The organism is Halorubellus litoreus, from assembly GCF_055378595.1.
The window spans coordinates 1,694,087-1,712,010 of sequence record NZ_AP043836.1 but is presented as its reverse complement, the minus strand read 5'-3'; the positions used below and the strand labels follow the sequence as shown (position 1 = coordinate 1,712,010).

The window sequence follows — 17,924 nt, the reverse complement described above, 5'->3', positions numbered from 1 at the left end:
GTCTGCGACCGCGAACCGACTCGGGGTCCGGTCCGGGACGGCCGATCAGTCCTCGCTCTCGGCGAGCAGTTCCGCGAAGTACGTCACGACGAGGTCCGCGCCGGCGCGCTTGATGGAGAGCACGGACTCCCTCGCCGTCGCCTCGAGGTCGAGCCAGCCCTTCTCGGCGGCGGCGTGCAGCATCGCGTACTCGCCGGAGACGTTGTACGCCGCCACCGGCCGGTCGAACTCGCGGCGGACGTCCGCGACGATGTCGAGGTAGGGGAGCGCGGGCTTGACCATGAGAACGTCCGCGCCTTCCTCGACGTCCAGACGGACCTCGCGACCCGCCTCCCGTCGGTTCGCGGGGTCCATCTGGTAGTGTCGGCGGTCGCCGAACGCGGGCGCGCCGTCCGCCGCATCCCTGAACGGGCCGTAGAACGCCGACTCGTACTTCGCCGCGTACGAGAGGATGGGGACGTCCGCGTGCCCGGCGTCGTCGAGCGCGCCACGGATCGCGTCGACCATCCCGTCCATCATCCCCGACGGCGCCACCATGTCCGCACCCGCTTTGGCGTGACTCACCGCGACGCTCCCGAGCAACGGCAGCGTCTCGTCGTTCTCGACCGTGAGTTCCGCGGCCTCGTGCGCGTGCGGCTCCAGCACCCCGCAGTGCCCGTGCTCGGTGTACTCGCAGAGACACACGTCCGTGATGACGTACGCGTCCGTCGCCTCGGTCACTCGACGCGTCGCCTCCTGGACGACACCGTCTTCCGCCCACGCCCGCGACCCCCGCTCGTTCTTCGACTCGGGGATGCCGAACAGCATCACCGCCTCCACGCCCGTCTCCAGAACCTCCTCGACGCGCGCCACCGCCTCCTCGACCGGCACGCGCTCGTGGCCCGGCATCGACTCGATGGGCACTCGCTCGTCGGTCGTCGCGTCCACGAACACGGGCGCGACGAGGTCCGTCGCCCTGACCTCGGTCTCGCTCACCAGCTCGCGCACGCCGTCCTTCCGGAGGCGACGCGGACGCTCGATTCGCTCCATACCGGTCACTCCGAGCGCGCCTGAGGTAAGCGTAGCGCTCTCGACGACGACCGCCAGCGACATCCCGGCGGCGACACTCCGCCAGCGACACGCGGCCCGGTCGCCGGTCGCGTCGCGGGCCGCGTGACAAAACGCATTTACCTGCAGACTCGTGACTCTAGGTCGAATGACGACCGACGTCGCCGACGGCACGCAGCCCAAAGAGAACGGCCTGCGATGGCTGCTCGCGGAGTACGGGCCCCTCGCCGTCGCGGTCGGGTTCTGCCTCCTCGCCGTCGCCGGCATCGCGCTGTTCCTCGTCGGCGACGAATCGCTCGCGCGAGCGTTCCTCGACCAGTACGGGATGCTCGCGCTGTTCGCCATCCTCATCCTCGAAGGCGCGATGCTGCTGTACTTCGCGCCGAGCGAGGCGCTCGTCCCGGCGAGCATCCAGTTACTCGCTGCGAGCACGCAGGACGTCGAGACCATCGCTGTCCTCGTCCTCGTCGCCGCCGCGGGCGCGACCATCGGCCAGTACGCGCTGTTCACGCTCGCGAAACGCACCGGCCGCGACTGGCTCTTGGAGCGGACGTGGTTCCGCGTGAGCGAATCCAGGCTCGAGCGCTTCGAAGGCTGGTTCGACCGCTGGGGGCGCGCCGCCGTCCCCGTCTCGAACGCGCTCCTGTTCACGCGCGGGATGCTCACCGTCCCCGCCGGGTTCGCGGAGATGAACGACCTCGAGTTCCTCGCGCTCTCCGCGGTCGGGAGCGTCCTGTTCCAGACGTGGCTCGCGCTCGCGTGGCTCGGCGTCCTCGAACTCGGCGTCTTCTGACGCGCCACGTCACGCGCTCGCACACACCCACAAGGGCTTTTCCGGCACCATCGAATCGTCGCGTATGCCCGGTGCACGCTTCCTGGAGACGGAGCGACTGACGTTGCGGACGATAGAGGAGGAGGACGTGGACTTCGTCCACGAGCACAAGAACCCGCCCGAGGTCCATCGGTCGTACATCTGGCCGTACCCGGAGAACCGCGGCGACGTCGAGGAGTACCTGTTCGAGGGCGACGACGGCACGAGCCTCCTCGTCTGCCGCGAGGGCGACGACGGCGAGCCCGAGCCCGTGGGAGAGGTCGGGATGCACGTCGACGACCGCACGCGCGAGGCCGAGATCGGCGTGTGGGTCGCCGAGCCGTACTGGGGCGAGGGCTATGGAACCGAGGCGTGCGAGCGGTTCGTCGACTACGCGTTCGCCGAACGGAACGTCCACCGGATGATGGCGAAACACATCGAGGACAACGGCGGCTCGAAGCGCATCTGGGAGAAGCTCGGGTTCGAGCACGAGGGCGTGCACCGCGAGAGCGAGTTCATGGACGGCGCGTACCGCGACATGCACGTCTACGGCGTGCTCGCCGAGGAGTGGCGCGAGCGCGACGAGTGAATCCCTGCGACAGTCCCTCATGCCCCCACAACGCCTTTTGAGGCGCTCGCGGAATCGGGTCGTATGCCTGGTGCTGTCTTCCTGCGCGGCGACCGCGTCTCCCTCCACACGATCGAGGAAGGAGACCTCGACCTCCTGAACGAGAACGTCAACGACCCGCGGGTCCGACGGCCGTTGACGTCGGCGACGCCGACGACGATGCGGTCGACCGAGGAGTTCTACGAGGACGTCGTCAGCGACGACGACTCCGTGAACCTCCTCGTCTGCGTCGAGGGCAACGACGGCAATCCGGAGGCGGTCGGCGACATCGCGCTGTTCAAGATCCACGAGCGGACGCGCTGGGGCGAGCTCGCGATCTCCATCCACCCCGACCACTGGGGCGAGGGGTACGGGACCGCGGCGAGCCGGCTGCTCGTGGAGTACGCGTTCGACGAGCGGAACCTCCACCGAGTGCAGGCGCGCGTGATGGCGACGAACGACGCCTCGCGGCGGGTCTGGGAGAAACTCGGGTTCGAGCAGGAGGGGCGGATTCGCGAGAACCAGTTCGTCGACGGCGAGTACGTCGACACGCTCTACTTCGGCCTCCTGGAGTCCGACTGGCGCGCTCGCGAGCACTGAAACCGAACCGTCGCGGGCGGTGAAGTTCTCGGTGAGGAGTCATCAGGAACGTGGCCACCAAGTGTCACGGTAAGTATATCTCTCCGGTCGGCGTATCAGTGGTATGGTCGACAAATTCACACTCCTGGAACTGCACCTCGACGACGCCCGATTCAGCAACGCCGTCGGCAGCACGCCCGAGGAGGCCGCGGACCTGCTCGACGAGATGGACGACGAGATCGACGCCGAGATGGATGACGTCGAGACCGAGGACGTGGAGGAGTCGGGCCGTTCGATGGGTTCGACGCTCCGACGTGCGGCGTTCCTCGTGGTGCTCGCGGTCGGCATCCGGACCATCGCGCGCCGCCTGCTCTCCGACGACATCGAGGACATCGAGGACGTCGTCGGCGAGGACGCGGACTCGGACTCCGTCGCGGTCGACCTCGACGAGCACGTCGAGGCCTGAACCACGCGATAAACATACGATATCGTATATTTTCGAGTTTTCTGTCCACACCTAGTGTCGTCTTTGTAGCCGTTACGTCCGGTTCGATACCGTATACAGACCATACGGCACCCATTTTATTTCTTACACATCTGCCGTCTTTAATACGTCACATGCGGTATTAGGTAACGAGTCACATTATGGCAACCGAAGACATCAATACCGACACGTCCACCACCGAGCACAGCACAGAGACCATCCAGGAACGCTCCAGCACCGGCCTCGACTCGAACGTCGCCGGCGCACTCGCCTACCTCTTCGGCGCCCTCACCGGCATCATCTTCTACTTCCTCGAACCCGAGGACGAGTTCGTCCGGTTCCACGCCGCACAGAGCATCGTCCTCAGCGTCACGCTCTTCGCCGTCAGCATCGGGACCACGTTCGTCTCCATCCTCGTGAGTATCATATCGAGTGCAAGCATCGAAGCGAGCTTCGCCGGCGCGCTCGTGTCACTCGTGTTCTTCCTCGCGTGGCTCGTCATCGGGCTCGGCGCGTTCGCCCTCTGGCTCTTCCTCATGCTCCGGGCCTACCAGGGCAAGAAGACGCGCATCCCCGTCGTCGCCGGGCTCGCCGACCGCATCGCCTGAATCGACCACCCGCCACGACCGCCGCGACCCCCCGCTCTCCGAACGCAGCGCTCTCCTTTCGACGAACTCCCACTCGAGAAGCGACCGCACCGTCAGCAAGACCGCGACAGCGACCGCAGCCGAAACGGAACCGCGACAGCGACCGTGACCGCCCGATATCGCGGTAGCGAGGCCGCCACCGGAACGTGATCGACGGCCGTCAGACCTCGATCTGGTCCTCGGCGCCGATGGCCTCGACGATGAGTTCCGCGACGTCGACGACCTCGATGTCGTCCTCGAACCCGCCGGTCTTCCGGCCGTCCTCGTACATCGTCATGCACATCGGGCACGCGACGACGAACTTCTCGACCGCCGACCCGGCCTCGGTGTCCTCCAGCGCCTCGCGGAGGCGTTCCTCGCTCGGTTTCGTCTCCTCCTCGACCTCCATCCAGAGGCCACCGCCACCGCCACCGCAACAGAACGAATCCGCGCGATTACGGGGCATCTCGTGGAGCTCGCAGCCCGTCGCCTGCACGAGCTCGCGGGGCGCCTCGTACTCGTCGTTGTACCGCCCGAGGTGACACGGGTCGTGGTACGTGACCGTGTAATCGAGTTCGGTCCCGCGGAGCCCGAGCGCGTTCCGCTCGACGAGCTCCTCGACGACCTGCGTCCAGTGCTTGACGTCGATCTCTCCATCGGCGTTCCACTGGCCCTCGAACTCGAAGGGCATCATCGGGTCGTCCGCGAACTCGTCGAAGTCGACCTCCGGGTACTCGTTCTTGAACGTGTTGTAACTGTGGGGGTCCGTGCAGACGAGCTTCTCGAACTCGCAGTCCTCGAAGGACTCCACGTGATGCCCGGCGAGTTCGACGTAGAGGAACTCCTCGCCGACCCTGCGGATGTCGTTCCCGTCGTACTTCTCGTCGTCGAACAGGATACCGAAGGAGACGTCGGCCTCCTGGAGGATGGTCGCGAGCGACCGCGCGACCTTCTTGTTCCGGTCGTCGTAGCTCGGGTAGTCGCCGACGTACCAGAGGTACTCGACCTCCTCCTCGCGCGCGTCCGTGACGTCGAAGTCGAGGGGGTCCGCCCAGTCCGCGCGCTTGCGTTGCGGGTCGCCGAACGTGTTCCCCTTCTGCATGAGGTTCTGGAAGACGTCCTGGAGGTTCGAGTCGATCTCACCGGCGTCGGTGAGTTCGCGGTTCATCCGCGTGAACGACTTCAGGTGCTCGATCTCGACCGGGCAGGCGTCCATGCACGCCATACAGGACATGCAGGACTCCATGGTCTCCGCCTGGATGACCGACGACCCGCCGTCCGCGACGATCGCCTTCTCGTCGCCGCCGGCGTCGAGGTTCTCCCGGTACTGCTTCAGGTCGAGGATGACGTCGCGCGGGTCGAGGTTCCGGCCGCTCGCCTTGGCCGGACACACCGACGAGCAGCGCCCGCACTTCGTGCACGCGTCCTGGTCGAGTATCTCCTTCCAGCTGAAGGAGTCGATGCTCTCCGCGCCCGTGTCCGCGTCGAGGTCCGCCGGGACGCCCGGGAGGCGCTTCCCGGCCTTCTCGTCGCGCGTGACGACGTTCGCGAAGCTCGAGATCATGTGGAACGGCTTCGCGTACGGAATCGCGGCGATGAACACGAGCGCGACGATGGCGTGCGTCCACCACGTGAGCGGGTAGACGGCGGTCGCCATCGACTCGGTCATCCCCGCGGCACTGAACACGTCGGCGACGAACCACCCGACGAAGCTCACGGTCTCGAACTCGGGGCGGCCGGTGCCGAGGATGCGAACGCCCTCGGTGACGTACCCGCCGACGCCGAGGTAGAACAGCGTCCACACGAAGAGGTCGTCCTCGGTGCTGGTGTGTTTGCCCCAGAGGCGGCCGTTCCGTTCGACGTACCGCCGGTAGATCGCCATGCCGACGCCGACGACGAACAGGAGCCCCATCGCGTCCATCACGAACGAGTACGCGACGTAGAAGTCGCCGACGAAGAACGACTGCTTGTCCCCGAGGACGAACTGCGTGAACTTCTGGTAGCCGTCCATGTCGACGGCGAGGATGCCCGTCCCGATGGTGAGCGTGAGGAACCCCCAGAGGATGAACGTGTGCATCACGCCGGCGTAGAGGTCCCTGTCGAACTGTTTCTCGTTCGAGGCGACGATCTTCGTCGCCTCGAGGACGCGACGGCCGAGGTCGTTGGTGCGCTCGAACCAGTCCTCGTCGCCCTGCGCGTAGCGCGCGAACCGGTCGTAGACTCCCCAGAGGAAGACGACGATGGCGACGGCGGCGAGGTAGTAGAACACGACCTCCCCGACGTGACTGATCTGCCAGAACGTCGGGCGGGTCGTCTCTTGGGCGAGCGGTACCAGCGGAACTGTCATAGTCTATCACCCGGACGAGTCGGGCTTAAATCTTGCCACACTCGGTCGGTTGCCCGCTCCCCTCTTGCGAGAATCCTCCCGGAGTTGAGCGTTTCCGGGTTCGGGCGGGCTGCCTTCGTGCGATTCACGACCGAGTCGACGCCCGCTCGCGACCGCGATACGCATCCGAGTAGTCCACCAGTTCCGCGTCGCGCACGACCACCCGTCGTAGCCTGCGGTTGCTCGGCGAGTCGGCGCGTAGAGGAAGGCTACCGGGGTCGAAAGGTGTGGTACGTTTATGTACCGTGAGGGGTTGAGTGTCTCCGTGATGGACCGCAAGACCGAGGAACTGCGTGACATCTTCATGGACGTCGCCGGTGACGACACCGTCACCGAGTCCCAGGAGGAGTCCCGTGGCTCCCTCACAGACCGCCCAGACGTCGACGCCGCCCTCCACGACATCGTCGAGACGCTCCGGGACCGCTACGGGTTCGGGACCGACCTCGACGACGACGAACTCGTCGAGCTCGTCCAGCTCGTCTACGACGACGTGGACGACGACGCCATCGCGAGCGAGCTCGACGCCGACGTCGACGCGTTCGAGGTGTTCGTCGCCCGCACCGACTGTCACCTCGTCGACGACAGCGACCTCCCCGCCGAAGCCGACCTCGACGACGACAGCGACCCTCTCACCGTCCTCCGCGAGGCGCGCGAGGACGACCTGGACGCCGTCGCGGACGCGTTCGACGTCGACGAACGCACCGCCCGGAAGTACGTGCTCGCGCTCGACGCCAGGGAGCGTTCGCGCGCCGCGAACGACCGGTACCGGGACGCGTTCGACGACGTCCTCACGGACGCAGCGCTCTCGACGAACCTCGACGACGCCCGCGAGGACGGCCTCGACGAGGCGACCGAGGGGATGGAGGTCGACGTCGACTTCTAGCCCGCGACGCGCCGCCAGCCACCACGACGCCGCCCGCATCGACGACCACGCCCCGCGGTTTTTGTACGAGACCGCGCGAACGTCGGCGTGCTCGCGTTCAGCGACCTCCGGACAGCCGCGTACTGCCCGCGCCAGCTCTGGTACGCTCGCCAGCGCGACGACCGGTCACCGCCGGAGCGCGTCGACGCGGTCCGCGACCTCGCGACCCGGTACGACGACGCGCTCGCGGACCCCGAAGCGGTCGACGTCAGCCTGCTGGACGTCCCCGTCGAGACGTGGCGCGAGCGCGTCCGGGGCGTCCGCGAGCGCGAACCGCGGTTCCCGGACCTCTGCGACCCCGCAGGGACCGACGTCTTCCTCTCGGGCCGCGAGTGCCACGGCGTCGCGTCGAAGGTGCTCCCGGACCCGCCGCTACCCGCGCTGGTCTCACCCGGGAAGCCGCCCGAGCAGGGCGTCTGGGAGCCCCACGCGGTGTGGGCGGTCGCGGCGGCGAAGGCGCTCGCGTGGGAGCGCCAGACCAGGGTCGACGAGGCCATCGTCGAGTACCCCGCGTACGGCGTGGTGCGGCGAGTCCGCCTCACCACCCGGAAGAAGGCGGCGTACCGGGACGCGATACGGACCGTTCGGGACCTGGGCGCGCCGCCCGAGCGACTCACGGGCGACGCCGCGTCGAAGTGCGAGCCCTGCCAGTACGCCGAGGAGTGCGGCGTCCGGACGAGCACGCTCCGGTCGCGGCTCACCGGGCGCTGACCCCGCGGCTCACCGGGCGCTGACCCCGCGGCTCACCGGAGGATGACTCGGACTTCCGTCGCGACTCACTTAGCACGGCGAGACGTTCGTCCCGCTGACCCGCCGGGTTTCGTTCTCGGTGACGAGGTACGTGGCGTCGGTCGCCACGTCGGCCTCCTCGTCGTCGGTCGCGTACGAGAGCGGGTGCGTGACGTTCACGTAGACGCCGTCGGCGGTCCGATTCAGGACCGTCGCCTCCTCGTCGATGCCGACGTACGAGGTGAGACTCCAGCTCTCGACGCAGGACGCGTTCTCGAAGCGCTCGGTGATGGACGCTTCCTCGGCGTCGAGCGCTCGTTCGGTCGCGTCGTCGTTCGAGACGCCGCCAGCGGTCAGGCAGCCGGCGGTCGCGAGGACGACCAGGAGACAGCAAGAGACGCGAGTCAGTCCACGCATCGACCGGTTCGTCGACCGGTTCGCATGAGTATCTTCTGTCGCAGCGACCCGCAGGGCGGTGCTCGTCGAACCACGCGGCGACAGGTAGGTCAGTGCTCTCGAACCGCGTCGCGCTCGGGCGGTCAGTGTGCGTCGAGCCAGGCTTCGATGGCGCCGGCGAGCGCGCCCTCGCGGACGATCTCGCCGGTCGTCGGGTCGACGACGGTGCTCTCGGCGCCGTCGGTACGGCCGCCGTCGAGCACGCTACTGACCGCGTCCAGGAACTCGGGGTCGAGGTCGTCGGGGTGGCGGACGCTCGGCTCGCCCGAACGGTTCGCGCTCGTCGCCGTCACTGGAGTGCCGGCGGCCGCGTAGAGGTCGAGCGCGAGGTCGTGCGCGGGAACGCGGACGCCGACGGTGTCGCCGCCGGCGACGAGGACGTCCGGGACGTGGTCCGCTCGCTCGCAGAGCACGGTGACGGGGCCGGGGAGGAACGCGCGCATGAACGCCATCGTGTGGTCGTCGGCGTGCACGTGCTCGCGGGCGGCGGCGACGCTCTGCACGCCGAGCGAGAGCGGTTCCGAGCGGTCCCGGCCCTTCGCGTCGAACGCACGCTCGACGGCGTCGGCGTTCAGTGCGTCCGCCCCGAGGCCGTACACGGTCTCCGTCGGGTACACGACGAGGTCGCCCGCTTGGACCGCTGCGGCGGCCGCGGCGACGCTGTCGCCGGGTTCGTCCACGGACTGGTTCCCTCGAGTCATCGCGTGAACGTACCGCGAGGAAGCGGAATAAACTGCTGGTTCGAACCGTCAGTGTAGCGGTTCGCGACGGTCAGGACACCGGCAGTGGCCCGTCACTGCTCGTCGAGCGCTCCCGCGATCTCGTCGTACGGCGGGAAGTCCGGCCACTCGCTCGCGGCCCACGCGTACTCGACGGTGCGCTCCTCGTCGAGCAGGAACACGCTCGGCCGCGGTTCGGTGACGCCAGTCATCCCGTCGAGGTCGTGGACGACGCCGTACGCCTCCGCGACGCCGTTCTGCGGGTCGCTGAATATCGGGTAGTCGATGCCGCGGTCCCGTATCGTCTCGGTGGTGTCGTAGGGGTCGCTGATGGTGACGCCCACGATGGAGACGTCGTGGTCGGCCTCCCAGTCGCGCTCGCGGAGCTCGTTCCACGTGTACGTCGCCGGGAACGCGCCGTTCATCGTCGTGAACACGAGCAATACTGGCCCCTCCTCGGTCAGGTCGTCGAGGCTGCGATCCTCCCAGAACTCGTCGGTGACGAGCGGTCGCGTGAACGCCGGCGCGGTGTCGCCCACCTCGGGGTGGTCGGCCTCGGGGAGGTCCACGACGTCGAAGTCGAGGTCGACCATCAGGCGTCACCCCCGTCGGTCGCGGCGTCTGCGCCGTCGTCGGTCTCGACGTCTCTGCCGCCGTCGGTCGCCGCACGCTCGTCGCCGTACGTCGCGCGCAGGTACTCGACGATGTTCGCGGACTCGCTCATCGTCACGCCCGTCGCCTCGTCGACGAGCGCGGGCGCCGTGCGACTGCCGCTGACGCGCTGGATGACGTTCCGCCGCGAATGCAGCGGTTCGACGAACCGCGAGCGATACTCGAGGTCGTACTCGTCGAGCACGCGCACCACGCGCTCGCAGAACGGGCACGCCTGCAGTCGATAGAGCGTGATCTGGGGGTCCTCGTCCATACGCGTACTCGGAGAGCACGCGACTAAGGGGCTTGGGACGCGGCAGGCAACAGCGCAACGCAGCAAGCGAGAGTGCAGCGCAGGCAGCACAAACTGGCAGGCGGCGGGCGAGAGTCCTCGCGGCGAGCCACGCGAACGCGCCGCCGAGCGAGGTGGCCACGGGCGGTCGCCATCGGTCGCGAGGGCGACGGCGCGCAATCTGCCGGTCAGTTCGGGGGACAAGAAAAGAGTTAATCCGGCAGGATACCAAGGTTCGGCGTTGAATGGGTTCATCGCTTAGTGCTGTATCCCTGGCGACGGCCAGCTGGACCGTCCCGTTCCTCGGTATCGAGCTGGGACAGACCGCCATCGCTGTACTCGGCAGTCTCACGATTCTCGTGCTCATCGTGCTCTCGGCGTTCTTCTCGTCGTCGGAGATCGCGATGTTCTCGCTCGCCGCACACCGCATCGACGCGCTCGTCGAAGACGGGCGGTACGGCGCGGAAACCGTCAAGGAACTGAAGGACGACCCCCACCGGTTGCTCGTCACCATCCTCGTCGGGAACAACATCGTGAACATCGCGATGTCGTCCATCGCGACCGGGCTGCTCGTTGCGCTCGGCGCGAATCAGGGCGAGGCTGTCTTCTTCGCGACGTTCGGCATCACGGCGCTCGTGCTCCTGTTCGGAGAGAGCGCGCCGAAGTCCTACGCGGTCGAGAACACCGAGTCGTGGGCGCTCCGCATCGCGAAGCCGCTGAAGGTCTCCGAGTTCGTCCTCCTCCCGCTCATCGTCCTCTTCGACTACCTCACGCGTATCGTGAACAAGGTCACGGGCGGCCGCTCGGCCATCGAGACGAGCTACGTGACCCGCGACGAGATACAGGACATGATCGAGACCGGGGAGCGCGAGGGCGTCATCGAGGAGGATGAACGCGAGATGCTCCAGCGCATCTTCCGGTTCAATAACACCATCGCGAAGGAAGTGATGACGCCGCGCCTCGACATGGACGCCATCTCGAAGGAGGCACCCATCGAGGAAGCCATCCAGCAGTGTATCCACGGTGGCCACGCGCGCCTCCCCGTCTACGAAGGGAGTCTGGACAACATCATCGGCGTCGTCCACATCCGCGACCTCGTCCGCGACCTGAACTACGGCGAGAACGGCGACCTGGAGCTCGGCGACCTCATCCAGCCGACGCTGCACGTCCCCGAGTCGAAGAACGCCGACGAACTCATGGCGGAGATGCGCGAGAACCGCATGCACATGGTCATCGTCATCGACGAGTTCGGCACCACCGAGGGCCTCGTGACGATGGAGGACATGATCGAGGAGATCGTCGGCGAGATCCTCGAGGGCGAGGAGGAGGAACCCATCGAGCAGGTGAGCGAGGACGAGGTCCTCGTCAAGGGCGAGGTGAACATCGAGGAGGTCAACGAGTTCCTCGACATCGAGCTCCCGGAGGGCGAGGAGTTCGAGACCATCGCGGGCTTCATCTTCAATCGCTCCGGGCGCCTCGTCGAGGAGGGCGAGGTGATGGAGTACGGGCGCGTCCGCATCACGGTCGAGCAGGTGGAGAACACGCGCATCATGAAGGCGCGGTTGACGCTCCTCCCCGAGGAGGAGGCGAACGACGAACCGGACGCGGACGCGGACGTCGAACCCGGCGAAGTCCCGACCGAGTGACAGCGCGTCGGGGCGCTCGCTCCAGCCGAGTGCCTCTCCACCAGCTTTTTTCAGTCTTTAGGTCCCCGAGTTGAACGTGACGTCTCGTACTGGTGTGGACGACGGTCCGGGGCTCGGGCGGATGTACAGGTTGCTCGCGGGTGGTATCGGACTCGGTGCACTCGGGTTCGTGCTCGTCGGTGCGACGATGGGCGTCGGTGAGCCCGGCGTCGTCGCGAAGTCGGGGCTCGCGCTCCTGGGCGCGGGGTTCGCGATGGTCGGGTACGGGCTCGTCCGATACCGCGAGCCGGTCGCGGCGACGGACTCGCGGTACGACTACGGGCCGGTGACCATCGCGACGTTCGGCGTCGTGGCCGTCGCCGCCGGCGTCGCGCTCGGGTACGCTGCGGTCGTCGCGTGACCGACCCGGACGCCTCGAACCGCGTTCCGTCGGCGGCCGCATCGCTCGTCCCGACGGTCGCAGCACCGGAAGCCAGAGTTTTTTACGGAGACGTTAGCCACGTATCGTATGGCGAGTCGAGAGGCTCCGTTGGGGCGGTTCAAGGTGCTGTGGATGGGCGGGTTCGCGGCCGCGTTCGTCGGCATGTTCGTCGGGCTGGGTGCGCCCGACGGCAGTCAGTACGCGGCCGTCGAGCGCCTCGGGTTCCTGATAGCGGCGCTCGGGTGGGGGAGCACGGGGTACGGCCTCGTCCGCTATCGCGACGCGCTCGCGGCCGTCGAGGGGCACCCGCGGAGCGTGTACGGGAGTTCGACGACGACGAACGTCCTGACGAGCGTCCCCTTGTTCTGGTTCGCGTCGGCGTTCGCCGCCGGCGCCGTCCTGTGACCGACTACAGGAGGAGTACGTCGACGAGCCAGAAGCCGGCGTAGGCGACCACGAAGGAGAGGACGAGCGAGCCGATCCACGCGGCGACGGTCTTCAGCATCTTCTCGCGGCTGACGCCGCTGGAGCCGGCGGCGTACCCGCTGCCGACGATGGTCGAGACGATGATCTCGTTGAACGAGACGGGGACGCCGAGGAAGATGGCGACCTGCGCGATACTGAACGCGGGGATGAGCGCGGCGATGGAGCGGCGTGGGCCGAGCGACGAGTAGTCCTGACTGAGTGCCTTGATCATCCGGGGGGCGCCCGTCCACGAGCCGACGAGGAGGCCGAGGCCGCCGGCGAGCAGCAGGACGGTGAGCGGGAGGACGACGGCCTGCCCTTCGCCGACGAGGGGCGTGAGCGGGCCGATGGCGAGGCCGACCTGGCTGCCGCCCGCGGAGAACGCGACGAGGCCGCCGAGCGCGACGAGGAAGTGCTGTTGGCCGGCGGCCTCGTCCGCCCGGAGGTCGAGCGCGAGCACGCCGGCGACCGCGAGCGCGACCGCGGCCGTGACCGCGAGGACGCCAGTGGTCGACGCGACGCCGAGCGCGTCGGCGACGGCGGCGGCCATGGATCGCGTCTCGCCTTCCGGGCCGAGGAGCGTGAACCCGATGTTCGCGACGATGGCGCCGACGATGGCGGCGAGAACGGGGACGACGACGCGCTCGCTGACGCCCTCGGCGCGTAGGAGTCGAGCAGTCGTGTACGCGACGAACCCGCCGACGAACGGGATGGAGACCCAGACCGCGACGAGTTCCTGGTACTTCGATATCGCGGGGTCGCCGCCCATCGCGAGGCCGACGCCGACGACCGCGCCCGTGACGGTGAACGCGGTCGCGATCGGGTAGCCCGTGTAGACGCCGAACGCGACGAGGACGGCGGCGACGAGCAAGCCGACGGTCGCGGCTTCGGCCGACAGCGCGGTGTTCAAGACGAGTTCGGACCCGACGGCCTCGGTGACGTTCGCGCCCTGGAGGACGGCGCCGGCGAACCCGAGGATGCCGACGACGAACCCGGCGCGCATCACGCCGATGGCGTTCGCGCCGACCGCGGGCGCGAACGGCGTCGACCCCGAGGACCCGGCGCCGATCGTCCACGCCATGAACAGACTCGCGAGTCCGGCGACCGCGAGCGTGGCGAGCGTGCCGGCGTCCACCATTTCGTATGGGTTCGAGTGTGGGACGATACAAGTAGGCGTCGCCTCCGGCGTCGACGACCTCGAGATGTGGATTGGGGCGTGCAGTCAGCGCTCGCGGTCGCTGGCGTCGTGGACGATGGAGAAGAGGACGTCGTCGCCACCGACGCTGACGGGCGTGGAGTAGACGTCGACGGCGCGGACCTCGCCGTCGGCGAGTTCGTGCTCGAACTCGAAGTGGTTCTCGTCGCCGGCGTCCGCGGCGGCGCGACGGGCGGCGACCTCCTCGGGCGGAAGGGCGTTGATGTCGTCGACGCGACGGTCGGTGAACGCGTCGGCGTCGTACCCGTAGAACTCGCGGGCGGCGTGGTTCGCGCGCTCGATGCGGCCGGTGTCGGGGTCGACGAGCAGCATCGGGGAGGCGTGCTCCTCGAAGATCGCTTCGAAGCGGTCGGCGCGCTCGCGGAGTTCGCGCTGCGCGCGGTACTCGGAGACCGCGCGTTCGACGCGGTTCGCGAGCAGCGTCCACGCGTCCGCACCGCCCTTCTGGACGTAGTCGCTGACGCCCGCGGAGATGGCGGTGCTCGCCACTTCCTCGCTGCCTTTGCCCGTGAACAGGACGAAGGGCACGTCGGGGTCGTGGTCGCGGACGCGTTCGAGGAACTCGAGGCCGTCGCACGACGGCATGTCGTAGTCGCAGACGACGCACTCGACGTCGTCGAGCGCGTCGAGTGCCGCGTCGGGGTCGGCGTACGTGCGCACGTCGAGGTCCTTCCGTTCGAGGAATCGTTCGGCGAGGTCGAGGAACGCCTCGTCGTCGTCGAGGTGCGCGACGATCGGCTGCTCGACCATACTCGGTCGAGCGCGCGCCGCGACAAAGAAGTTCGGGGGGAGATACGTCGGGTCGACGGTCGTCGCGTCCACCCTGACCTTCGAACCCGAACGTTCGAGTGGCGGCCGGGCGAACCGCTCGCGTCCATGGTCTCCCTCCCCGAGTACGTGCAGGCTGCGTGGGGTCGCGTGCGGTCGGACGCCGTCCTGCTCGTCCTCCCCGTGGTCGGTACCGCCCTCCAGTTCGAGAACGCGCTGCGCGTGCTACGCGCCGGCTCCGGCGGTGGCGTGACGTTCACGTTCCCGACGGGGTTCGCGACGCTGTGGTCGTTCGTGAACGTCCCGACGCCCGACGGCGTGTTCGTGCGGCCGGTCGCGTTCGTCGTCGGCCTGCTCGTGCACGCCGCACTGACGGCGGTGTACGTCCCGCGGGTCGTCGAGCGCGTCCGTCCGGGACGGGGCGAGGCGCGCGTCGGCGCGGCGCTCTCGCGGTACTTCGCGCCAGTGTTCGGTATCGCGCTCGCGCTCGCCGCGTTCGGCCTCGTCCTCGTCGCCGCGGGCCTCGCGCTCGGCCCGCTCGTCCTGCTCGCGCTCCCGCTCGTCCTCGCCGTCGGGTACGCGCTGTACGCCGCGCCGTTCCTCGTCGTCGTCGAGGACCGCGGCGCCGCCGACGCCATCGAGCGGAGCGTCGACCTCGCGACCGACGGCGGCGCGTACGCCAGCTACGGCGGCCAGTACCTCCTCGTCGTCGCCGTCGTCTCGCTGCCCGCGTCGACGGTCGTCCGCGCCGGCGTCCTCTCCATCGCGCTCGCGACGCTCCTCGCCGCGCCGCTGGCCGCCGCGCTCACCGCTGCCACGGCCGCGTTCGTCGCCGACCTCGTCGACGGTCGGTTCGACCGCCACGACCGTGGAGGCGACGACGGTCGGCCGTCGAGCGCGCCCGACCGCGCGAGCGACGACGCCCCCCGCAACCCCAGTGACGGCCGCGACGCTCGCGACGACGAGGGACGCGGGAACCACTGGATGCACGAGAACGACCGCAACAGCCGCGACGAGGACGGCGCCGACCGTAACAGCCGCGACGAGGACGGCGCCGACCGTAACAGCCGCGACGAGGACGGCGCCGACCGCAACAGCCGCGACGACCGCTAGTTCGAGTCCGGCCGGGACCGACCCTCGGTCGTCGAGTGCGGCGGTTCGACGCCTTCCGCGGCCTCGGCGATCTCGGTGTCCTTCTCGGTGTCGACGTGCCAGCGGTCGACGGTGTCCTCGTACTCGTAGAGGCGCTCGGCGACCTCCTCCTTGAGGTCGTCGTCGTTCACGTTCACCTCGAAGACGAACGTGTCGTCGTCACCGCCGGTCTGCTGGATGTTCGCGGACACGAGCGCGTTGTCGAAGTAGTACGGCGCGAGCTGGGTCATCACGTGCTGGTAGACGGTGTCCTCGACCTTCCGCAGCGCCTTCCGGCCCGCGGAGTCCGCGGCGCGCGCGACGTACCCGATGGACTTGCGCCACTCCTCGACGGCGTCGTCGGTCTCGCCGTTCTCCAGGCGCTCGTAGGACTCGCTTATCTTCTCGCCCGCGGACTGCACATCCTCGCCGGGTTCCTTCCCGGCCTTCTCGCCCTCGCCCTCCTCGACGCTCGCCTGGTCGGCGGTCTTCGGCGCGACGTCGTCGTCGATGTCCTCGTGATGCTTCGGTCGCCACTCCTCCCACTCGTCGAACGCGCCCGCGTACTCGTCGTAGGGAACGTCGAGGTCCCGGAACGCCCGCGTGACGCGTTCGCCGTGCTCGACGACGTCCGACCACGACCCGCGGACCTTGAACCCGGAGATGCTCTCTTCCATTCGGTTGGGAACGACGTACGGCGCGAACGCTGATAAGTGTTGTACGCACCCCGATAGCACGGCGCTGGGCGGCCTGCGAGCGCGACGGGGGCGGTGAGACCGAATGGATTTACTTCGCGGGCGTCGCGTTGTCGGGTATGACCATCGAGAACCGGGACGAGGCGTACCTCGTCACGCACGCGCTCGCGAAGGACACGCTCTCGAAGCTGCGGAGCGTCGAGACCGAGCAGGTGGCGTTCCGGAAGGGCCTCGTGAAACTCGGCCGTATCTGCGGGTACGAGATCATCGACGGCCGGATGGAGACGGAGTACGTCCAGATCGAGACGCCGCTCGCGGACACGATGGGCGAGCGCGTCAAAGGGCTCGACGACGTCGTCATCGTGAACGTGCTGCGGGCGGCAACGCCGTTCGTCGAAGGCCTCCTGAAGGCGTTCCCGCGCGCTCGCCAGGGCGTCATCTCCGCGAGCCGCGACGAGGAGGCCGGCCGGAACGAGGACGGCGAGTTCCCCATCACGGTCGACTACGTGAAGCTCCCGGAGATAACCGAGGAGGACACGGTCATCGTCGCGGACCCGATGCTCGCGACGGGGTCGACGATGGGGCGCGTCCTCGAGCACGTCACGGAGAACGCGCCCGAGCCCGAGCACCTCATCGCGCTGTCGGCGGTGTCGGCGCCGGAGGGCCTCGTTCGCGTCGCCGACCAGTGCCCGGAGGCGGACCTCCTGACGGTCGCGATCGACGACGAGCTCGACGAGAACGGCTTCATCGTTCCCGGGCTCGGGGACGCCGGCGACCGCGCGTTCCGCACGACGTAGGCGGTCGAGGTCCGGCCGCCGAGTCGCGGTGGGTCGACTCGCGCGGTGCGGGGGTTTATTACGAGCGGCGTGCACGTAGCGGCCATGACCGAGGATGCGTGCGACGACTGCGGGGACGCGGTGTCCGACGCGCTGGCGCGGACGGTGCGGCTGGCGGTCGACCGCACCCAGATCGACTCCCAGCGACTGTGCCCGGACTGCTTCGCGGGCTGGATCGACCGCTATCAGGCCGAGATGCAGCCGGGTGGGATGGACGAGCCGACGATCGACGACGACGACATCATCGTCGACTAGATTACTGGCTCCGAGCTTCGAGTGGCGAGGCCGTGACGCTCGAACCCCTCCGTTTCCCGTCTAGACCCCCAGCAGGCGTCGAGGTGTCACGCCTGGTTTTCCACCGGAGACGCTCCCCGCGAGTGATGAGGGTCGCTCGGTGTGGTTCGAGAGCGCGATCGGGACGGCAACAGCCACTCCCG

At 68.4% G+C, this 17,924-nt stretch carries 22 protein-coding genes; 13 read left to right on the top strand and 9 right to left on the bottom strand.

The annotated features are described in order from the left end of the window. Positions 1 to 45: 45 nt before the first annotated feature. Positions 46 to 1,029, bottom strand: coding sequence for a porphobilinogen synthase (gene hemB, locus ACZ48X_RS12750; protein WP_336349356.1), 984 nt, complete (start codon positions 1,027 to 1,029; stop codon positions 46 to 48). Between the two features lie 166 nt (positions 1,030 to 1,195). On the opposite strand from hemB, the gene ACZ48X_RS12745 reads away from it, so the two are divergent. The 5 genes from ACZ48X_RS12745 to ACZ48X_RS12725 all read left to right on the top strand — a co-directional run bounded on the left by ACZ48X_RS12745 (position 1,196) and on the right by ACZ48X_RS12725 (position 4,136). Next, on the top strand, positions 1,196 to 1,840 hold the full coding sequence (locus ACZ48X_RS12745; RefSeq protein WP_336349357.1) for a DedA family protein: 645 nt from the start codon (positions 1,196 to 1,198) through the stop codon (positions 1,838 to 1,840). Between the two features lie 64 nt (positions 1,841 to 1,904). Next, entirely contained in the window at positions 1,905 to 2,447 is a 543-nt protein-coding gene (locus ACZ48X_RS12740; RefSeq protein WP_336349358.1) for a GNAT family N-acetyltransferase, read from the top strand. 63 nt (positions 2,448 to 2,510) lie between these two features. After that, positions 2,511 to 3,065 (top strand): GNAT family N-acetyltransferase, encoded by a 555-nt coding sequence (locus ACZ48X_RS12735; RefSeq protein WP_336349359.1) that lies wholly within the window; start codon positions 2,511 to 2,513, stop codon positions 3,063 to 3,065. Positions 3,066 to 3,168: 103 nt separating this feature from the next. Then, positions 3,169 to 3,510 carry a hypothetical protein gene (locus ACZ48X_RS12730; protein WP_336349360.1) on the top strand — a complete coding sequence of 114 codons (342 nt, stop codon included), beginning with the start codon at positions 3,169 to 3,171 and terminating at the stop codon, positions 3,508 to 3,510. Between the two features lie 179 nt (positions 3,511 to 3,689). Further along, positions 3,690 to 4,136, top strand: a complete 447-nt coding sequence (locus ACZ48X_RS12725; protein ID WP_336349361.1) for a DUF4870 domain-containing protein — start codon at positions 3,690 to 3,692, stop codon at positions 4,134 to 4,136. 199 nt (positions 4,137 to 4,335) lie between these two features. Here ACZ48X_RS12725 and ACZ48X_RS12720 read toward each other — a convergent pair whose 3' ends face one another. Beyond that, positions 4,336 to 6,501, bottom strand: coding sequence for a heterodisulfide reductase-related iron-sulfur binding cluster (locus ACZ48X_RS12720; RefSeq protein WP_336349362.1), 2,166 nt, complete (start codon positions 6,499 to 6,501; stop codon positions 4,336 to 4,338). A gap of 307 nt (positions 6,502 to 6,808) precedes the next feature. On the opposite strand from ACZ48X_RS12720, the gene ACZ48X_RS12715 reads away from it, so the two are divergent. After that, a complete protein-coding gene (locus ACZ48X_RS12715; protein ID WP_336349363.1) occupies positions 6,809 to 7,423 on the top strand; it encodes a conditioned medium-induced protein 4 in 615 nt (204 codons plus the stop codon). Between the two features lie 87 nt (positions 7,424 to 7,510). Further along, a complete protein-coding gene (locus ACZ48X_RS12710) occupies positions 7,511 to 8,173 on the top strand; it encodes a CRISPR-associated protein Cas4 (protein ID WP_336349364.1) in 663 nt (220 codons plus the stop codon). Positions 8,174 to 8,242: 69 nt separating this feature from the next. On the opposite strand, the gene ACZ48X_RS12705 is transcribed toward ACZ48X_RS12710, so the two are convergent. The 4 genes from ACZ48X_RS12705 to ACZ48X_RS12690 all read right to left on the bottom strand — a co-directional run bounded on the left by ACZ48X_RS12705 (position 8,243) and on the right by ACZ48X_RS12690 (position 10,291). Next, positions 8,243 to 8,608 carry a hypothetical protein gene (locus ACZ48X_RS12705; protein ID WP_336349365.1) on the bottom strand — a complete coding sequence of 122 codons (366 nt, stop codon included), beginning with the start codon at positions 8,606 to 8,608 and terminating at the stop codon, positions 8,243 to 8,245. A gap of 122 nt (positions 8,609 to 8,730) precedes the next feature. Then, positions 8,731 to 9,348, bottom strand: a complete 618-nt coding sequence (locus ACZ48X_RS12700) for an L-threonylcarbamoyladenylate synthase (protein WP_336349366.1) — start codon at positions 9,346 to 9,348, stop codon at positions 8,731 to 8,733. A gap of 92 nt (positions 9,349 to 9,440) precedes the next feature. Next, positions 9,441 to 9,959 carry a peroxiredoxin family protein gene (locus ACZ48X_RS12695; RefSeq protein ID WP_336349367.1) on the bottom strand — a complete coding sequence of 173 codons (519 nt, stop codon included), beginning with the start codon at positions 9,957 to 9,959 and terminating at the stop codon, positions 9,441 to 9,443. After that, positions 9,959 to 10,291, bottom strand: a complete 333-nt coding sequence (locus ACZ48X_RS12690) for a glutathione S-transferase N-terminal domain-containing protein (RefSeq protein WP_336349368.1) — start codon at positions 10,289 to 10,291, stop codon at positions 9,959 to 9,961. Before ACZ48X_RS12690 ends, ACZ48X_RS12695 begins: the two co-directional genes overlap by 1 nt. Positions 10,292 to 10,554: 263 nt before the next feature. On the opposite strand from ACZ48X_RS12690, the gene ACZ48X_RS12685 reads away from it, so the two are divergent. The 3 genes from ACZ48X_RS12685 to ACZ48X_RS12675 all read left to right on the top strand — a co-directional run bounded on the left by ACZ48X_RS12685 (position 10,555) and on the right by ACZ48X_RS12675 (position 12,781). Next, positions 10,555 to 11,955: a hemolysin family protein gene (locus tag ACZ48X_RS12685; RefSeq protein ID WP_336349369.1), complete on the top strand. Its 1,401-nt coding sequence runs from the start codon at positions 10,555 to 10,557 to the stop codon at positions 11,953 to 11,955. A gap of 76 nt (positions 11,956 to 12,031) precedes the next feature. Continuing rightward, the gene (locus ACZ48X_RS12680) at positions 12,032 to 12,355 is read left to right on the top strand and encodes a hypothetical protein (protein WP_336349370.1); all 324 of its coding nucleotides are present in this window, start codon (positions 12,032 to 12,034) and stop codon (positions 12,353 to 12,355) included. Positions 12,356 to 12,463: 108 nt separating this feature from the next. After that, entirely contained in the window at positions 12,464 to 12,781 is a 318-nt protein-coding gene (locus ACZ48X_RS12675) for a hypothetical protein (RefSeq protein WP_336349371.1), read from the top strand. A 4-nt stretch (positions 12,782 to 12,785) separates the two neighbouring features. On the opposite strand, the gene ACZ48X_RS12670 is transcribed toward ACZ48X_RS12675, so the two are convergent. Both ACZ48X_RS12670 and ACZ48X_RS12665 read right to left on the bottom strand, forming a co-directional pair. Then, positions 12,786 to 13,979, bottom strand: a complete 1,194-nt coding sequence (locus tag ACZ48X_RS12670) for an inorganic phosphate transporter (protein ID WP_336349372.1) — start codon at positions 13,977 to 13,979, stop codon at positions 12,786 to 12,788. A gap of 84 nt (positions 13,980 to 14,063) precedes the next feature. Next, complete coding sequence (locus ACZ48X_RS12665; RefSeq protein WP_336349373.1) at positions 14,064 to 14,807, bottom strand: response regulator; 744 nt, start codon at positions 14,805 to 14,807, stop codon at positions 14,064 to 14,066. A gap of 126 nt (positions 14,808 to 14,933) precedes the next feature. Between ACZ48X_RS12665 and ACZ48X_RS12660 the strand changes: the two genes are divergently transcribed. Then, a complete protein-coding gene (locus ACZ48X_RS12660; protein ID WP_336349374.1) occupies positions 14,934 to 15,938 on the top strand; it encodes a hypothetical protein in 1,005 nt (334 codons plus the stop codon). Here the strand turns inward: ACZ48X_RS12660 and ACZ48X_RS12655 are convergent. Continuing rightward, complete coding sequence (locus tag ACZ48X_RS12655; RefSeq protein WP_336349375.1) at positions 15,935 to 16,633, bottom strand: DUF5828 family protein; 699 nt, start codon at positions 16,631 to 16,633, stop codon at positions 15,935 to 15,937. The genes ACZ48X_RS12660 and ACZ48X_RS12655 overlap by 4 nt on opposite strands. A 137-nt stretch (positions 16,634 to 16,770) precedes the next feature. Between ACZ48X_RS12655 and upp the strand changes: the two genes are divergently transcribed. Continuing rightward, positions 16,771 to 17,448, top strand: coding sequence for a uracil phosphoribosyltransferase (gene upp / locus ACZ48X_RS12650; protein WP_336349376.1), 678 nt, complete (start codon positions 16,771 to 16,773; stop codon positions 17,446 to 17,448). A gap of 84 nt (positions 17,449 to 17,532) precedes the next feature. Continuing rightward, positions 17,533 to 17,742 carry a DUF7569 family protein gene (locus ACZ48X_RS12645; protein WP_227134008.1) on the top strand — a complete coding sequence of 70 codons (210 nt, stop codon included), beginning with the start codon at positions 17,533 to 17,535 and terminating at the stop codon, positions 17,740 to 17,742. The last annotated feature ends 182 nt before the right edge of the window (positions 17,743 to 17,924 follow it).

Coding starts and splice junctions, on each gene's coding strand:
- hemB (WP_336349356.1), bottom strand. CDS start 1,029: ATGGAGCGAATCGAGCGTCCGCGTCGCCTCCGGAAGGACGGCGTGCGC.
- ACZ48X_RS12745 (WP_336349357.1), top strand. CDS start 1,196: ATGACGACCGACGTCGCCGACGGCACGCAGCCCAAAGAGAACGGCCTG.
- ACZ48X_RS12740 (WP_336349358.1), top strand. CDS start 1,905: ATGCCCGGTGCACGCTTCCTGGAGACGGAGCGACTGACGTTGCGGACG.
- ACZ48X_RS12735 (WP_336349359.1), top strand. CDS start 2,511: ATGCCTGGTGCTGTCTTCCTGCGCGGCGACCGCGTCTCCCTCCACACG.
- ACZ48X_RS12730 (WP_336349360.1), top strand. CDS start 3,169: ATGGTCGACAAATTCACACTCCTGGAACTGCACCTCGACGACGCCCGA.
- ACZ48X_RS12725 (WP_336349361.1), top strand. CDS start 3,690: ATGGCAACCGAAGACATCAATACCGACACGTCCACCACCGAGCACAGC.
- ACZ48X_RS12720 (WP_336349362.1), bottom strand. CDS start 6,501: ATGACAGTTCCGCTGGTACCGCTCGCCCAAGAGACGACCCGCCCGACG.
- ACZ48X_RS12715 (WP_336349363.1), top strand. CDS start 6,809: ATGGACCGCAAGACCGAGGAACTGCGTGACATCTTCATGGACGTCGCC.
- ACZ48X_RS12705 (WP_336349365.1), bottom strand. CDS start 8,608: ATGCGTGGACTGACTCGCGTCTCTTGCTGTCTCCTGGTCGTCCTCGCG.
- ACZ48X_RS12700 (WP_336349366.1), bottom strand. CDS start 9,348: ATGACTCGAGGGAACCAGTCCGTGGACGAACCCGGCGACAGCGTCGCC.
- ACZ48X_RS12695 (WP_336349367.1), bottom strand. CDS start 9,959: ATGGTCGACCTCGACTTCGACGTCGTGGACCTCCCCGAGGCCGACCAC.
- ACZ48X_RS12690 (WP_336349368.1), bottom strand. CDS start 10,291: ATGGACGAGGACCCCCAGATCACGCTCTATCGACTGCAGGCGTGCCCG.
- ACZ48X_RS12685 (WP_336349369.1), top strand. CDS start 10,555: ATGGGTTCATCGCTTAGTGCTGTATCCCTGGCGACGGCCAGCTGGACC.
- ACZ48X_RS12675 (WP_336349371.1), top strand. CDS start 12,464: ATGGCGAGTCGAGAGGCTCCGTTGGGGCGGTTCAAGGTGCTGTGGATG.
- ACZ48X_RS12670 (WP_336349372.1), bottom strand. CDS start 13,979: ATGGTGGACGCCGGCACGCTCGCCACGCTCGCGGTCGCCGGACTCGCG.
- ACZ48X_RS12665 (WP_336349373.1), bottom strand. CDS start 14,807: ATGGTCGAGCAGCCGATCGTCGCGCACCTCGACGACGACGAGGCGTTC.
- ACZ48X_RS12660 (WP_336349374.1), top strand. CDS start 14,934: ATGGTCTCCCTCCCCGAGTACGTGCAGGCTGCGTGGGGTCGCGTGCGG.
- ACZ48X_RS12655 (WP_336349375.1), bottom strand. CDS start 16,633: ATGGAAGAGAGCATCTCCGGGTTCAAGGTCCGCGGGTCGTGGTCGGAC.
- upp (WP_336349376.1), top strand. CDS start 16,771: ATGACCATCGAGAACCGGGACGAGGCGTACCTCGTCACGCACGCGCTC.
- ACZ48X_RS12645 (WP_227134008.1), top strand. CDS start 17,533: ATGACCGAGGATGCGTGCGACGACTGCGGGGACGCGGTGTCCGACGCG.